Here is a 14,540-nt window from a genome sequence, read left to right on the forward strand (position 1 = left end):
ACGGGCACCCGCTCCTAGCATGAGAACTCCCGGGCGATGCTGTGGACACGCAGCACGCCATCGATTCCACAGGAGACAACATGAACCCGCTTTCCCGGCGCAGCTGCCTGCAGCGCATCGCCGCCGCCACCGTCACCCTTGCCGCGGTCTGCGGCGCCCCCGCCTTCGCGGCCGACGCCTATCCGACGAAGCCGGTCACCCTGGTCGTCGGCTTCGCGCCCGGCGGCTCGGGCGACATCCTCGCGCGGCTGATGGGCGAGGCGCTCGGCAAGGCGCTGGGCCAGCCGGTCATCGTCGACAACCGGCCCGGCGCCGGCGCCACCATCGCGACCAGCTTCGTCGCGGCCGCGCCGGCCGACGGGCAGACGCTGCTCTTCGTGACCAGCGGCTTCCCGGGCAGCACCGCGCTGTACCCCAAGCTGAACTACGACACCGTCAAGAGCTTCGCGCCGGTCGCGAAGGTGGGTGCCTCGCCCGTGGTGGTGGTGGTGCCGGCGGGCTCGCCCTTCAAGGATTTCAAGGGCCTGCTCGACGCCGCACGCAAGTCGCCCGGCAAGCTCAACTACTCGGCCGGCGGCGGCGGCGCGACGACCACCAGCCTGGCCGCGGAGTTCCTGAAGCACGACGCCAAGGTCGACATGCAGATGATCCCGTACAAGGGCTCGGGCCCGGCGCTCACGGCCCTGCTGTCGGGCGAAGTCGACCTGGGCTTCGATATTCCGTCGAGCGCTCTGCCGCACATCCAGTCCGGCAAGCTCCGTGCGCTGGCGGTGACCACCGCGAAGCGTTCGGCGGTGCTGCCCGACGTGCCGACCGTGGCCGAGCTGGCCGTCAAGGGCTTCGAGGTCACGGGCTGGTTCGGCATCCTGGCGCCGGCGGCGACGCCGGCCGCGACGCTGGATCGCCTCAACAAGGAAGTGAATGCAGCGTTGGCCCAGCCGGCCGTGCAGGAGCGCCTGCGCAGCCTGGGCGTGGAGCCGGCGGGCGGCACGCGTGCCCAGTTCAAGGAGCTGATCGGAACGGAGACCCAGCGCTACGGCGACGCGATCCGCCGCCTGGGGCTGCGTCCGGAATGAGCATGCCCCACGAACCCGGCGCCGAGCTGCGTGCCGACCTGGCGGTGGTGGGCGGCGGCCTCGGCGGCATCGCCGCCACGCTGGCCGCGCTGCGACAGGGCCTGCGCGTGATCCTGGTGGAAGAACTCGACTGGCTGGGCGGCCAGCTCACCTCGCAAGGCGTGCCGCCCGACGAGCACCCGTGGATCGAGCACCTGAGCGGCTCGCACAGCTATGCCGAACTGCGCCACGGCATTCGCCAGTACTACCGCGACCATCTGCCGCTGACGCCCGCGGCACGCATGAACCTGCGCCTGAACCCGGGCCAGGGCAACGTCAGCACGCTGTGCCACGAGCCCTGGGTGGCCGTGAAGGTGATCGACGCGATGCTCGCGCCGCACGAAGCCGACGGCCGGCTGGTCGTGCTGCGCGAGCACCGCCTGCTGGCCGTCGAATGCGAAGGCGACCGGTTGCAATCGATGCAGCTGCGCGACCTGCGCGAGGACCGCCTGCGCACCCTGCAGGCCCCGATGTTCATCGACGCCACCGAGATCGGCGACGTGCTCGATCTGGCCGGCGTGGAGCACGTCGTCGGCGCCGAGTCGCGGCAGCACACGCAGGAGCCGCATGCGCTCGACCAGGCCGACCCGCTCGACCAGCAGGCCATCACCTGGTGCCTGGCCGCCGACTACCACCCGGGCGAAGACCACACCATCGAGCGCCCCGGGGACTACGAGCGCCTGCGCACGCTGCAGCTGGCCTGCTGGCCGGGCCCGCAGCTGAGCTGGACGCTGAGCGACTTCGTCACGCACGAGCCGCGCGAGCGGCCGCTCTTCGCCGGGCCGACCGATGCCGAATCGCTGTACGACCTGTGGCATGCGCGGCGCATCGCCTGGCGCGGGCATTTCGAGCACGGCGCCTACGCGAGCGACATCACGCTGGCCAACTGGCCGCAGATGGACTACTGGGAGCAGCCGGTCGTCGGCGTGACGCCCGAGGCGCAGCACGCCGCGCTGCAGTCCTCGCGCGAATTCAGCCTCGCCTTCTTCTACTGGATGCAGACCGAGGCGCCGCGCCACGACGGCGGTGCGGGCTACCCGGGCCTGCGCCTGCGCGGCGACGTGCTGGGCACCACCGACGGCCTGGCCAAGCAGGCCTACTACCGCGAGGGACGGCGCATCCAGGCCGAGTTCACCGTGCTCGAGCAGCACATCGGCGTGCAGGCCCGGCCGGGGTACGACGCGGCGGAACGCTTCGCCGACAGCGTCGGCATCGGCGCCTACCGCATCGACCTGCATCCGAGCACGCGCGGGCGCAACACGGTCGACATCGATTCCTACCCGTTCCAGATTCCGCTGGGCGCCTTGCTGCCGGTGCGCGTGGACAACCTGCTGCCGGCCTGCAAGAACATCGGCACCACGCGCGTCACCAACGGTGCCTACCGCGAACATGCGACCGAATGGAGCATCGGCGAGGCCGCCGGCGCGCTGGCCGCCTTCGCGCTGTGCAAGCAACAGCCGCCGCGGGCCGTGCGCGCCTCGCCGGCCCTGCTGGCCGACTTTCAGCAGCTGTTGCAGGGCCAGGGCGTGCTGCTCGAATGGCCCAGCTTCGGGGCGCTGACGCCGACGCGGCGGGTGGGCTACCGATTTGCCTGACAACAGGCGTGGGCCGCTTCTCACAAGCGAGCCCGCGCCGCGTCATCACAGTCGGGGCTTGCTCGACGCCGGCCCGGCTTGCCTGGTCGGCCCACTCACTTGAAGCCTCCGTCCAAAGCCCTCCTGCAACGCACGCTGCGCCAGCGCTTCGGCCTGCAACAACTGCGGCCCGGTCAGCAGGAAGTGATCGAACGCGTGCTGGCAGGGCAATCGACGCTCGCCGTCATGCCCACCGGTGCCGGCAAGTCGCTGTGCTATCAGCTGCCGGCCGTGCTGCTGGAAGGCCGCGCCGTCGTGGTCTCGCCGCTGATCGCGCTCATGAAGGACCAGTGCAACAAATTGCGCGAACTCGGTGTCGCCGCGGTGCAGCTCAACAGCCAGGTGCCCGCCGACGAGCGCGAGGCAGCCGAGCAGGCCATTGCCGACGGCACTGCGCGCATCGTGCTGGTCACGCCCGAGCGGCTGGCCGATGCCGGATTCATGGCGCTGCTGCGTGCGCAGCCGACATCGCTGCTGGTGGTCGACGAAGCGCACTGCATCTCGCAGTGGGGGCACGACTTCCGACCCGCCTTTCTGGAGATCGGCGCGGCCCGCCGTGCGCTCGGCGCCCGGACCGTCCTGGCCCTGACCGCCACGGCCACCGACGAGGTGGCGGCCGACATCATGAAGCAGCTCGGCATTCCCGCCGAGGGCATGCTCGACACGGGCACCTACCGCCCGAACCTGCACTTCGCGGTGGAGCCGCTCCAGGGCGAACAGAACCGCCTGCGCCGCGCGCTCGCACTGGTGGCGGCCACGCGAGGCTGCGGCATCGTGTACGCGGCCACGATCAAGGCCGCCGAAGAGCTGCACCGCGCCCTGCTGGCGCAGGACGAATCCGCGGGCCTGTACCACGGCCGCATGCCGGCCGCCGAACGCAGGCGCATGCAGGACGGCTTCATGAACGGCGGACTGCGCGTGATGGTCGCCACCAATGCCTTCGGCCTGGGCATCGACAAGCCCGACATCCGCTTCGTGCTGCACTACCAGATGCCCGGCAGCCTGGACGCCTACTACCAGGAAGCAGGCCGGGCCGGGCGCGATGGCCGCGATGCGGCCTGCACGCTGCTCTTTTTGCAGCGAGACCGGGCGGTGCAGCAGTTCTTCCTGGCCGGCCGCTATCCGGATGCGCACGACCTCGACGCGCTCTACCGGACCCTGGGCGGCGAAGCGCCCGACGCCGAAGGCTGGACCATGGCGAGCCTGCGCGAGCACCTGAAGATCCCGTCGAACAAGCTGCAAGTGGCCCTGGCGCTGCTGCGCACACGCCGCATCGCCAACGTCGACCGCCAGCGCCACGTGCGCCTGCTGCGCCACGACATCGACGCCGGCACCTTGGACGAACTGCTCACGCTCTACCGCGACAAGCGCGAGCAGGACCGCGCGACGCTGGAGCGCATGGTCTTCTATGCGCAGAGCGGCCAGTGCCGCTGGCAGGTGCTGCTGGGCTACCTGGAGGCCGACGCGCCTGCTCCACGCTGTGGCCAATGCGACAACTGCCGCCGCATCGCGAAGCACGAGGCGTCGATGGCGCAGCCGATCGTGTTGACCCACGAGCCGGTGTTGCGCAAGCCCGAGCCGCCGCGCATGCCGGCGCCGACCTTCACGCCACAGCAGACCGTCAAGGTCAAGCGCTATGGGCAGGGACAGGTGGTCAACGCCGATCCGCTGTCGGTGACGATCGAATTCGCCGATGGCAGCCGGCGGTCGTTTCTGCCGGACTTCGTCAGTGCGGTGGGACTCGAGCGCACAGCGGCCAAGGGCGCGGTCGCGAGGACTCGCAAGGGCGCCTGACGGCTCGATCCGGCGCTTGCACGGAAACAGCGGTGGGCCGGACGGCGGGCTGTATCTGCTGACCGATGGCGAGCGCGGGCGAGTGGTGCGGGTGGCGCGCCGCGACGCGGCGCACTGATCGTTCAATCCGACGACAGCTCGCGCTGCAACGCGACTTCGCGCCAGCGTTGCCATTCGCGGGCGATGTGGGCCCCGAAGTCTTCGGGCGTGCCGTGGGCCAGCTCAATGCCACCGCGCGTCAGCGCGCCACGGGTCTCGGACTCGGCCAGCACGGCGCGGATGTCGGCGTGCAGGCGGGCTACGACGGCCTCGGACAATCCGGCCGGGCCGACCACGCCCCACCAGGCCGCGACGTCGAGTTCGTGCAGCCCCTGCTCCTGGAAGGTCGGCACTTGCGGCAGTCCCGGCAGACGTGCCGGCCCGGTCACGGCGAGCGCACGCACCCGGCCGCTGTCGATCAGCGCCAGCGGCGCCGGCAGGCTTTCGAGCATGCCCTGGATGTCCCCGGCCAACAGGCCCTGGTAGGCAGCCACGCGGTAGGGCACGTGCACCATGAAGACGCCTTCGTTGCGCTTCATGAGCTCGGTCGCCAGGTGGTGCTGCGTGCCCTGCCCCGGCGAGCCGTAGTTCAACTTGCCGGGCTCGCGCCTGGCCCAGGCGATGAACTCGGGCATGGTGGCCACGGGCGCATCCGCACGCACGAGCCACACGTAGGCCGAGCGGGCTACTTCGGCCACCGGCGTGAAACTCTTGACCGGGTCGTAGGGTGGCTGCCGCATCACCGCGGGCGCCACCGACAGGTTGGCGGCCACGCCGAAGAGCAGGGTCGACCCGTCCGGCTTGGCGCGCGCGACGCTGGCGGCCGCCAAGGTGCCGCTTGCGCCGACCTGGTTCTCGACGACGACGGGTTGCGACCATCGCCGCGAGAGCCCCGTCGCGAGCAGCCGTGCCGCGGTGTCGGGTGCGCCACCGGCGCCGAAGCCGACGACGATCTTGACCGGCCCGGCGGGAAACGGCGGCTCGCCGGAGGCCAGGCCATGCAGCCCGAACACCAGCCCCAGGCCCGTCCCCAGCGCGGTAAACCATCTGCATCCGAATGCCTGCATCGCCTTGCCCCCGCAGGAAGTTCGGAGCAGATTAGCGCCGGCACGCCGAGTTGTTCAAAACAATCGTGAACGGTCCAGCCCACGCCTCGCAAGGCCGCTCCCGACGCGATCCGTAGCGCGCGGAGGTTGATCCATGAGCCTTTGGGACCCGCAGGTACACGACGACCTGCTGAACTACCAGCTGAAGCGCCTCGTCAATCTGGGCGGCGCGCCGGCCATCCGACTGTGCGAAGGCGGCTTCGGCATCTCGCGCAGCGAGTGGCGCCTGCTGGCCGCACTGGTGGAAGAAGGCCCGCGCTCGCCGTCGGACCTGGCGCGGCGATGCCATTTCGAACGGGCGCGGGTCTCGCGGCTGCTCGGCCTGCTGATCGAACAGAAGCTCGTGGAACGCGTGGCGCCCGATGGCAGTGCGGGCCGCCGCACGCAACTGTCGGCCACGGCCAAGGGGCGGGACGTCTATGAGAGGCTGTTCCCGCAGCTGGCGCAGATCAACCGCCGCATCGTCCACACCTTGACCGAGGACGAGGCCGCGACGCTCGAAGGCCTGCTGGCGCGCGTCTTCGAGCAGGTGCTGCGCATTCACGACGAAGGCGACGGCATCGCGCAGCGGGCAGACCGGTGGCGTGGCGGGCGGCGCAGCGCCTGAAACTGGCACGACTGTCACAAACCGCCCGGGCCGCACGTCTAAGTGGTGAAGGGCATCGATGGCGATGCGCCCGCTTCATCAACCAAGGACATCGACATGAACGTGACTCTGATCGGCAGCGGCCTCATCGGCGGCAAACTCGCTTCCCTGCTGGAGGCCGCCGGCCACCGCGTGACCGTGGCATCGCCCTCGCGTGGCGTCAACGCGTTGACGGGCGAGGGGCTGGACAACGCCCTGGCCGGGGCCGACGTGCTGGTGGACGTGAGCAACTCGCCGTCGTTCGCGCCCGACGCCGTGCTGCAGTTCTTCCGCACCGCGACGGCCAAGCTGCTGGCCGCGGCCCGGGCCGCGGGCGTGCGGCACTACGTCGCGCTCTCGGTGGTGGGATCGGACCGCCTCCCCGACAACGGCTACCTGCGCGCCAAGCTCGCGCAGGAAGCGCTGATCCGCGACGGCGGGGTGCCCTACACGATCGTTCGCGCCACGCAGTTCTTCGAGTTCCTCAAGGGCATCGCCGACTCCGCCGGTGAAGGCATGCGGGTCTCTTCCGCGCTGTTCCAGCCGATCGCCGCGGACGACGTCGCGCGCTTCCTGGCGCAAGTGGTGGAGCAGCCGCCGCGGCATGGCCTGGTCGAGGTGGGCGGGCCCGAGCGGCTGCCGATGCACGAGGCCGTGCAGCGCGCGCTCGACGCCGGCGGCGATCCGCGCCGTGCGGTGGGCGACCCGCAGGCAACCTACTTCGGCTCGGTGCTGGACGACCGGGCGCTCGTGGCAGCGGACGACGCGGCGATTGGCGCGATCACGCTCGAGCACTGGCTGGCTGAGGCGGCCGGCTCGCCCGCGCCGCGCTAGGGCACGAGCCGCCAGGCGCCTTTGTCGAGCCGGATCACCACCACCGAGGGCTGCTCCAGCCCATAGGCCTGGCCGGGGCGGAAGTTGTAGGTGCCGTTGGCACCGGCCAGCGCCTTGGTGTTGACGATCGCATCGCGCAAGGCGACGCGAAAGCCCGGCGTGCCGGGCTGCACCTTGGCATCGACCCGTGCGGCGGCGCTGGCGAACAGCAGCCACGCATCGAAGGTGTAGGCGGAGAAGGCATCCTCCGGCAGCGCGCCGTGCAGGCGCTTGTACGTGCTGCGAAACGCTTGCGCGGGCTCCCGGGCCGGATTGCCCGCCGGGAGCTCGTCCGCCACCATGACGGGCCCGCTGGGGACCATCAGCCCATCGGCCGCCGAGGCCGCGACCCGCACGAAGTCGACGTTGATCAGGCCGTGCGAACCGTAGATCTGTCCCCGGTAGCCCCGGTCCTTCAGCGCGAGGTAGGGCAGTGCGCCGGGCGAACCGGAGTTGCCGGCAAACACGGCGTCCGGACGCGCCGCCATGATCTTCAGCACCTGGCCGGCCACCGACGCATCGGTGCGGCCGTAGCGCTCGTTGCCGACCACCTTGATGCCGGCCGCATCGGCGCTCTTGACCAGCGAGTCGTAGGCCAGGTCGCCCAGCGCGTCGGAGAAGCCGATGTAAGCCACGCTCTTCACGCCCGACTTCTTCATGCGCTCGACCACGGCGCTGACCATCACCGGGAAGGCCTGCGACACGGTGACGGTCCAGTCGCTGTCGGCCGGCGGTAGGTTGAAAGGCGTGGGCGAGATCAGCGGCACCTGCAACTCGCGCGCCACCGAAGCCATGGCGAGCGACCCGGGAACGCCCGAGGTCCCGATCAGCACGTCGACCTTGTCCTCGCCGACCAGCTTGCGCGCGTTGCGCGCGGCCGTGGTCGGGTCGGAGGCGTCGTCCAGCACGATCAGCTGCACCTTGCGCCCGGCCACCTCGGGCTGGTGCGCCAGCGCGGCGCGAATGCCCTTCTCGTAGGGAATGCCCAGCGCCGAGAGCGGGCCGGACAGCGAACTGCTCACGCCCACCTTGAGGTCGGCCGCGTGAGCGCAGGTGAAGAAGAGCGTCGCCGCGAGCAGGCCCGCCCAGCGCAGCATCGGTTTGCCGGTGATCATTCGTTCAGCCTTCCGTGGGTTTGGTCCAGGTCTTCTCGCGCACGAGTTCCGCGATCTGGATCGTGTAGCTCAGGAAGAGCTCGTTCTTGCCGATCGGAATCGAGCGCCGGTGTTCGGCGTCGCGCATCCAGCCGCGCAGGGCTTCGGCATCGCGCCAGTACGACAGCGAGATCACCTTGCCTTCGTTGTCGCGGCTCAGGAAGGTCTCTTTGGAGACGAAGCCGTCGATCTTGGCGGCGGCCACCAGCAGCTCGGCCACCATCTCGCGGTTGCGCTGCTCCATGCCCGGGATGACCTTGAATTCGATGATGCAGATCAGCATGGGGGTGTCTCCTTTGCGGTCACGCGGGTGAACGCTCTGCCGCCAGGGCGGCCAGCGCCTTCCTGTCGACCTTGTTGATGGGTGTCTTCGGCAGCGCGGGCAGCCGGGCGTAGCGGGTCGGGCGCTTGTAGCGCGTCAGCCGTTCGGCGCAATGCAGCGCCAGCGCCGCATCGTCGACGGCGTCTTCCATGCCGGGCCGCGGCACGACGAAGGCCATCAGCACTTCGCCGCGGTAGCCGTCTGGCGTGCCGACCACGGCTGCCTCGTGGACGGCCGGATGCTCCAGCAGCACTTCCTCGATCTCGCGCGGGTAGACGTTGTAGCCGCCGACGATGACCAGATCCTTCTTGCGCCCGCGGATGAAGAGATAGCCGTCGTCGTCGATCTCGCCCAGGTCGCCGGTGTAGAGCCAACCGTCGCGCAGGGCCTCGGCCGTCTCGGCCGGCAACTGTCGGTAGCCCTGCATGAGCTGAGGCCCCCGTGCCCGCACTTCGCCGCATTCGCCGGGGCTGAGTCGTCGCTGGCCCGTTTCCACGTCGACGATGTCGATCTGCGTCTGCGGCAGCGGCAGCCCGACCGAGCCCGCCTTGACCGCGTGGCCCGGGCCGTTGAAGCTGAGCACCGGGCCGGCCTCGGTCTGGCCGTAGCCCTCGTAGATGGCGGCCTTCACCGTGTCCTCCCAGCGCCGCAGCACGGCCACCGGCAAAGCAGACGCGCCCGAGTAGCACATGCGCAGCGACGACCAGTCGGTGCGTTCGAAGCGCGGATGCGCCATGAGCGCGACGTAGATCGAGGGGCTGCCCGGGAAGAGGGTGATGCGATGGGCCTCGATGGCATCGAACAGTTCGTCGCGGCGAAACGCGGGCAGTATGACCAGGGTGCCCGCGCAACGCGCCGCGAGGTAAAGGCCCATCGCCATGCCGTACGAATGGAAGAGCGGCATCGCGCAGAGGACGCGCTCGCTGGCCATGCGTGTGGGAAGAAGCGCTTCCCGTTGCTCGACGTTGGTGCGCAGCGCGGCGTGCGTGAGGTTCACTCCCTTGGGCCTGCCGGAGGTGCCGCCCGTGTACTGGAGGATGCCCAACGTTGATGCATCGAGACGCGGCAGCGCACCGATCGCCGGGGCGGCCTGCGCGCCAGTCTTCGGGGCGCCAGTATCCATCCACACCACGGGCAGGTTCAAGGAAGCGGCCAGGGGCTCCAGCAGCTCGCGCAGGCCGGTGTCGGCGATCAGCGCATCGCAGTCGGCATCCTGCAGCTGGTAGTGCAGCTCGCGCGCGGTGTACTCGGGGTTCATCGGCAGCAGCTGCGCGCCCGAGGCCAGCACGCCGAAATGGGCGATGCAGGCACCGATGCCACTTCGCATGACGATCGCCACGCGGGCCAGTGGAGCGCCTTCGCGCAATCGGCCGGCGAGCGCGACGACGGCGTTGCCGTAGGCGGCGTAGTCGAGCGTTTCGCCGTGGCAGACGAGCGCGGGCTGCTGCGGCCACTGCGCGGCGGCTTGCAGCAGCAGCTCGACCACGGTGCCGCGGCAGCGGTCGATGAACCTGTCAAGCTCGCTCATAACAGCACCTTCGCCTTGGGAGCGGCCCGGCGGCTCATGCTGCAGCGTCCCCCACACGCAGCACCAGCGCCATGGCCGTGTCACCCGCGGCGCAACCCGTGAACAGGCCCAGCCCACCGCCGCGCATCTCGAGGGCTTCGATGAGTTCGATGATGGCGCGCAGGCCGGTCGGCGCCTGCGGGTGGCCCCAGACCAGGGAGCAACCGAAGCTGTTCATACGGTCGAGCGGCAGGCCGGTCTCGCGTGCCAGCACGATGTCGTTGACGGCGAAGGGGTTGTGCGTGGTCACCGCGTGCAGTTGCTCGAAGCGCAAGCCGGCGCGCTCCATGGCCTGACGCGCGGCCGGCACCGGTGCATAAGGCATATGCATGGCCTCGGTGCGCGCCTGCCCGGTGGAGAGAATCTCGATCTGCACGTCGGGCCGCGCGCTGAGCTGCCGCGCGCGCTCGCGGGTGGCGACCAGCATGCCCGCGTTGCCGTCCGCCGGGTGGGTCTGGGCGCCATAGGTCACGGTGCCGTCGGGCATCACGGGCTTCAGCTTCGACAGGCCCTCGCGCGTGGTGGCGTGAATGCCTTCGTCGCCCGACAGCGTCGCGATCGATTTCTTGAAGCGCGCATCGGGCACCTCGAACGGAAGCTGCATGTAGCGGCGGTGGAAGGCGTGGTCGTTCGCGAGCGCGGCGGCGTACTGCTCGTAGCGCAGCAGCACCGCTTCGTGCTGCTCGTCGAGCGAGATGTTGAAGCGCGCGGCCACGGCTTCCGCCGTGTACAGCATGGACTTCGAGGTCCACGGGTCGCGCTCGAAGGAGTCCGTGACCCAGCTCTCGTGCAGGCCGGTGCCGCCGACGCCGCGCGGATCGGGGTAATAGAGCTGCGGCCCGTTCGACACGCGATCTGCCGTGAGCACCAACCCGCAATCGAAAGCGCCGCCGGCGACCTCGTGCATGGCCGTCGCCACGCAGCGTGCGGAGGTGGCGCAGGCCTGCGAAAGGGTCGGCCCCGCCAATGTCGGCATGCCGGCCAGCGCGGCGACCCACGGCAAGCCGTAGAAAGCGCCGCGCTGCGGCACCGTCGTACCGAGCACACCGAAGTCGACGAGTCCGGTGTCGATGTTCTTCGCCGCCAGCGTCCTGCGCGCGAGCCAGGCGCAGAACTCCAGGCTGTGCAGGTGCGACAGGCTGCCCTGCCAGCGCGCGAACGGAGACGACCAGTAGGCGCCGTAGGGAATGAAGACGCCCGTCATCGCTCGGCTCGCCAGCTGCCGCCCTGGGCACGCACCATCACGCGGGCGCGGCTGTCGAGTCCGTTGTGGTCGGACGCGGTGATGCGGTAGATGCCGTTGCTGCCGACCAGGCCCGAGGTCTGCGTTTCGAGTGCATCGCGCAGCGCCACGCGAAACTCGGGCGTGCCGGGCTTGGCCTTGGCCAGCGCACCGGCCGCCGCCTTGTCGAGCAGCAGGTAGGCGTCGTAGGCCCAGGTGGCGAAGGCGTTCACAGGCCCGGGCCGCTCGAGCCTGCCGTACAGCGCCGCGAACTTGAGCGACACCGCCTTGACCGGGTCGCCGTCCGGCAAGTCCTTGTAGACCACCACGGGCCCGATGGGCGCCAGCGCGCCATCGATGCGCGGGCCGCCCACGCGCAGGAAGTCGTCGTTGACGACGCCGTGCGTGTGATAGATCGGCCCCTTGTAGCCGCGCTCGACCAGCGTCAGGTGCGGCAAGGCGGCCGGGGTGCCGGTGGCGCCGACCAGCACGGCATCGGGCTTGAGCGCCACGGTCTTCAGCACCTGCGGCATGACAGAGGTGTCGGTGCGCGCGAAGCGTTCGTCGTTGAGCACCTTGATGCCGTACTTGCCGCTCAGCGAGGTGAGGCTGCGGTAGACCTGGTCGCCCCAGGGCTGCGAATAGCCGATGTAGCCCACCGTCTTGATGTTGTTCTTCTGCATGTGCTCCAGCACGCCGCCGATCATCAGGTCGGCCGACTGCGGCACCACGAAGACCCACGGGTGCTGGTTGGCTGGCACGTCCATCGGCGCGAGCGACACGTGCGGCGTGCGGCTTTCCAGCGCGACGTCGGCCAGCACCAGCGAACTCGGTGTGTTGGACGAACCCACGAGCACGTCGACCCGGTCGGACAGCACCAGCTTGCGCGCGTTCTTCACCGCCAGCGACGGGTCGGTCGCGTCGTCGAGGATCGTGTAGCGCACCGGCTCGCCGGCCAGCTTGTCGGGCAGCAGCGTGATCATGTCGCGCTCGGGGCCGCCTTGCGACGATGCGGCGCCGGTGGTGCTGAGCACCACGCCGACGTGGATCTCGGCCCATGCGCTGGTGGTGCTGACCATGCAGGCGGCCGCCGAGGCAATGGCGCACAGCAACGGGAGCCGGCGGAGGATTCGGGATGCGGTCAAGGCGAGCTCCGAGGAAGTGATCGCTGCAGGATAGGACGCAGCCCTGCGCCGCGGCCGCGGCATCCGAAAAATTGATATGCGTATAACCGGAAGCCGACGCCGGGCCCGATGGCGAAGCCGTGCCAGATAATTTCGCGATGCCCCTCGCACCGGATTCGAACGACAAGGCGGACATCCTGCCGCCGCCCGGCGCGCTGTTCGGCCGCCTGCGCATGCGGCACCTGGTCGCGATCGAGATGCTGGCGGAGCACAAGAACATCCGGCAGGCCTCGCAGGCGCTGTTCCTGTCGCAGCCGGCGGCGAGCAAGCTGCTGCAGGAAATCGAGTCGATCTTCGAGGCGCGGCTTTTCGAACGCACCGCACACGGCATCGAGATCACGCCGCAGGGCGAGGTGCTGCTGCACTGGGCCCGCAAGGCCATGGGCGACATGGATGCCGCGCGCTCCGAGATCGGCGCGCTGCGCGACGGATGGGAAGGCCGCGTGCGGGTCGGCGTGTTCCCGGTCGCGGCCTCGGTGCTGGTGCCGGATGCGGTGGCGCTGTTGCGCAAGCTGCGGCCCGGCATCCACGTGGAGCTGCAGGAGGGCCTGGAAACGACCTTGCTGCCGCAACTCGAGAAGGGCAGGATCGACTGCGTCATCGGCCGCGCCACGCCCCAGGGCGGCGCGCGCGGCCTGCTGCACGAGACCTTGTACGAGGAGCCGACCGTCGTCGTCTGCGCGGTCGACCACCCGCTGCTCGACGCCGCCGGCTGGACGCACACCGACATCGACCGCTACGACTGGATCCTGCCGGCGCGAACGGGCCAGCTGTATGCGCTGGTGGCCAGCGGCCTGGCCGCGCGCCGGGCCGCGCCGCCGCGCGTGGCGGTGGAGACTTCGTCGATCCTCACGCTGGTGGAGATCCTTCGGCAGTCGCAGCTGTTATCCGCCATCGCGAGCGGCGTGGCACGGCGCTTCGTCGAGATCGGACTGCTGAAGACATTGGACCTGCCGCTGTCCGCATCGCTGCACCCGGTGGCGATCATCACCAACCACACGGCATCGGTGCATCCGGCGCTGTCGATGTTTCTGGAGGCGGTGCGGCAGGTGTGTGCGCGGCGGGCCGCGTCTTAGGGCTGCGCCGCGCCGACACGATGCCGCAGCGACCGCTGCCTACTTCAGCCGCGGCCAGCGCGCGCGATACGAGGCCACCTTGCGCTCGAACAGATCCCTGTGCGGCACGAGCGGGTTCATTCCGAGCACACCGTCGTAGAGCAGTGCCAACCCGTACGGTGCGTATAGCTCACCGGGCCGCACGCCGACGCAGGTGGCCGGCACCAGGAAGCGCTCGATGCCATCGCGCGCGCTGCGCAGCTCGTGCCCATAGGGATGGCCGAAGTGCGACTCGTACCAGAGATGCACGCGCGCCTGGTTCGACGCTTCGACGGTGATGCCCAGGTCGGCCAGCACGTGTTCGACGTAAGCCTGTACGGCCTGCTCGGCGGCCTCGCTTGTGTCGGTCGCGTCGAAGTAGAAAAGGTCGTAGTCCTTGATGTCCGCGGCCGGCGCGCGGCCGGCCTGCAGGTTCCACACCGTCTGGAACAGGCAGCCGGCGACCAGCCAGCCGTCGGGCAGATTCAACGCTGGCCAGCGCGCGAGGATGGCGCGGTTGTGGTCGTTGCGAAGGATGTCGGCGAGGAAGCGGGCCTCCATCGCGCCGCTCAATGGATGATCGCGAAGCCGATCGGCACCTCGCGCCCGACCTCGGTGCCGTCGTCCGGCGTCGGTTTGAACTGCCACTTTCGGACCGTCTCGACCGCCGAACGATCCAGGCGCGAATAGCCGCTCGATTGCTTGACCTCCACGATCGTCGGGCGACCGGCAGGCGTGGTCTGCACGCGCAGCAGCACAGTCCCTTGCTCGCGGGCCGCGAAGGATTCGGCGGGGTACGGCGCCTTGGGGT

General features: G+C 70.0%; 14 protein-coding genes. 6 read left to right on the forward strand and 8 right to left on the reverse strand.

Annotation, left to right across the window (positions count from 1 at the left end; all coding sequences use genetic code 11):
- Positions 1 to 80: 80 nt before the first annotated feature.
- The 3 genes from B0W80_RS15225 (at position 81) to B0W80_RS15235 (ending at position 4,543) form a co-directional block, all read left to right on the forward strand.
- Positions 81 to 1,076 carry a tripartite tricarboxylate transporter substrate binding protein gene (locus tag B0W80_RS15225; protein ID WP_076999995.1) on the forward strand — a complete coding sequence of 332 codons (996 nt, stop codon included), beginning with the start codon at positions 81 to 83 and terminating at the stop codon, positions 1,074 to 1,076.
- 2 nt (positions 1,077 to 1,078) lie between these two features.
- Entirely contained in the window at positions 1,079 to 2,710 is a 1,632-nt protein-coding gene (locus B0W80_RS15230) for an FAD-dependent oxidoreductase (protein WP_179106933.1), read from the forward strand.
- 99 nt (positions 2,711 to 2,809) lie between these two features.
- A complete protein-coding gene (locus B0W80_RS15235) occupies positions 2,810 to 4,543 on the forward strand; it encodes an ATP-dependent DNA helicase RecQ (RefSeq protein WP_256856586.1) in 1,734 nt (577 codons plus the stop codon).
- 122 nt (positions 4,544 to 4,665) lie between these two features.
- On the opposite strand, the gene B0W80_RS15240 is transcribed toward B0W80_RS15235, so the two are convergent.
- Entirely contained in the window at positions 4,666 to 5,649 is a 984-nt protein-coding gene (locus B0W80_RS15240; RefSeq protein WP_076999998.1) for a tripartite tricarboxylate transporter substrate binding protein, read from the reverse strand.
- 133 nt (positions 5,650 to 5,782) lie between these two features.
- Between B0W80_RS15240 and B0W80_RS15245 the strand changes: the two genes are divergently transcribed.
- Both B0W80_RS15245 and B0W80_RS15250 read left to right on the forward strand, forming a co-directional pair.
- Positions 5,783 to 6,295 carry a MarR family winged helix-turn-helix transcriptional regulator gene (locus B0W80_RS15245; RefSeq protein ID WP_076999999.1) on the forward strand — a complete coding sequence of 171 codons (513 nt, stop codon included), beginning with the start codon at positions 5,783 to 5,785 and terminating at the stop codon, positions 6,293 to 6,295.
- 96 nt (positions 6,296 to 6,391) lie between these two features.
- Complete coding sequence (locus B0W80_RS15250) at positions 6,392 to 7,147, forward strand: SDR family oxidoreductase (protein ID WP_077000012.1); 756 nt, start codon at positions 6,392 to 6,394, stop codon at positions 7,145 to 7,147.
- On the opposite strand, the gene B0W80_RS15255 is transcribed toward B0W80_RS15250, so the two are convergent.
- The 5 genes from B0W80_RS15255 to B0W80_RS15275 are packed head-to-tail and all read right to left on the reverse strand — an operon-like array spanning position 7,144 to position 12,596.
- Positions 7,144 to 8,301, reverse strand: coding sequence for an ABC transporter substrate-binding protein (locus tag B0W80_RS15255; RefSeq protein WP_077000000.1), 1,158 nt, complete (start codon positions 8,299 to 8,301; stop codon positions 7,144 to 7,146). The genes B0W80_RS15250 and B0W80_RS15255 overlap by 4 nt on opposite strands.
- A 4-nt stretch (positions 8,302 to 8,305) precedes the next feature.
- Positions 8,306 to 8,623 (reverse strand): antibiotic biosynthesis monooxygenase, encoded by a 318-nt coding sequence (locus tag B0W80_RS15260; RefSeq protein WP_077000001.1) that lies wholly within the window; start codon positions 8,621 to 8,623, stop codon positions 8,306 to 8,308.
- A gap of 19 nt (positions 8,624 to 8,642) precedes the next feature.
- The gene (locus B0W80_RS15265) at positions 8,643 to 10,190 is read right to left on the reverse strand and encodes an AMP-binding protein (RefSeq protein WP_077000002.1); all 1,548 of its coding nucleotides are present in this window, start codon (positions 10,188 to 10,190) and stop codon (positions 8,643 to 8,645) included.
- A 34-nt stretch (positions 10,191 to 10,224) separates the two neighbouring features.
- Positions 10,225 to 11,433 (reverse strand): thiolase family protein, encoded by a 1,209-nt coding sequence (locus B0W80_RS15270; protein ID WP_077000003.1) that lies wholly within the window; start codon positions 11,431 to 11,433, stop codon positions 10,225 to 10,227.
- On the reverse strand, positions 11,430 to 12,596 hold the full coding sequence (locus B0W80_RS15275) for an ABC transporter substrate-binding protein (RefSeq protein WP_256856587.1): 1,167 nt from the start codon (positions 12,594 to 12,596) through the stop codon (positions 11,430 to 11,432). Before B0W80_RS15275 ends, B0W80_RS15270 begins: the two co-directional genes overlap by 4 nt.
- A gap of 137 nt (positions 12,597 to 12,733) precedes the next feature.
- On the opposite strand from B0W80_RS15275, the gene B0W80_RS15280 reads away from it, so the two are divergent.
- Positions 12,734 to 13,711: a LysR substrate-binding domain-containing protein gene (locus B0W80_RS15280; RefSeq protein ID WP_077000004.1), complete on the forward strand. Its 978-nt coding sequence runs from the start codon at positions 12,734 to 12,736 to the stop codon at positions 13,709 to 13,711.
- 39 nt (positions 13,712 to 13,750) lie between these two features.
- On the opposite strand, the gene B0W80_RS15285 is transcribed toward B0W80_RS15280, so the two are convergent.
- Both B0W80_RS15285 and B0W80_RS15290 read right to left on the reverse strand, forming a co-directional pair.
- A complete protein-coding gene (locus B0W80_RS15285; RefSeq protein ID WP_077000005.1) occupies positions 13,751 to 14,290 on the reverse strand; it encodes a nucleotidyltransferase family protein in 540 nt (179 codons plus the stop codon).
- 8 nt (positions 14,291 to 14,298) lie between these two features.
- On the reverse strand, positions 14,299 to 14,540 hold a 242-nt coding region (locus tag B0W80_RS15290; protein WP_143684637.1), incomplete at its 5' end, for an energy transducer TonB.

The sequence above is a fragment of the Variovorax sp. KK3 genome (assembly GCF_001984055.1).
Taxonomy (GTDB): domain Bacteria; phylum Pseudomonadota; class Gammaproteobacteria; order Burkholderiales; family Burkholderiaceae_C; genus Variovorax.

What these genes read in the sequence shown, in the direction of transcription:
- B0W80_RS15225 (WP_076999995.1), top strand. Translation starts at nt 81, where the DNA reads ATGAACCCGCTTTCCCGGCGCAGCTGCCTGCAGCGCATCGCCGCCGCC.
- B0W80_RS15230 (WP_179106933.1), top strand. Translation starts at nt 1,079, where the DNA reads ATGCCCCACGAACCCGGCGCCGAGCTGCGTGCCGACCTGGCGGTGGTG.
- B0W80_RS15240 (WP_076999998.1), bottom strand. Translation starts at nt 5,649, where the DNA reads ATGCAGGCATTCGGATGCAGATGGTTTACCGCGCTGGGGACGGGCCTG.
- B0W80_RS15245 (WP_076999999.1), top strand. Translation starts at nt 5,783, where the DNA reads ATGAGCCTTTGGGACCCGCAGGTACACGACGACCTGCTGAACTACCAG.
- B0W80_RS15250 (WP_077000012.1), top strand. Translation starts at nt 6,392, where the DNA reads ATGAACGTGACTCTGATCGGCAGCGGCCTCATCGGCGGCAAACTCGCT.
- B0W80_RS15255 (WP_077000000.1), bottom strand. Translation starts at nt 8,301, where the DNA reads ATGATCACCGGCAAACCGATGCTGCGCTGGGCGGGCCTGCTCGCGGCG.
- B0W80_RS15260 (WP_077000001.1), bottom strand. Translation starts at nt 8,623, where the DNA reads ATGCTGATCTGCATCATCGAATTCAAGGTCATCCCGGGCATGGAGCAG.
- B0W80_RS15265 (WP_077000002.1), bottom strand. Translation starts at nt 10,190, where the DNA reads ATGAGCGAGCTTGACAGGTTCATCGACCGCTGCCGCGGCACCGTGGTC.
- B0W80_RS15270 (WP_077000003.1), bottom strand. Translation starts at nt 11,433, where the DNA reads ATGACGGGCGTCTTCATTCCCTACGGCGCCTACTGGTCGTCTCCGTTC.
- B0W80_RS15280 (WP_077000004.1), top strand. Translation starts at nt 12,734, where the DNA reads ATGCCCCTCGCACCGGATTCGAACGACAAGGCGGACATCCTGCCGCCG.
- B0W80_RS15285 (WP_077000005.1), bottom strand. Translation starts at nt 14,290, where the DNA reads ATGGAGGCCCGCTTCCTCGCCGACATCCTTCGCAACGACCACAACCGC.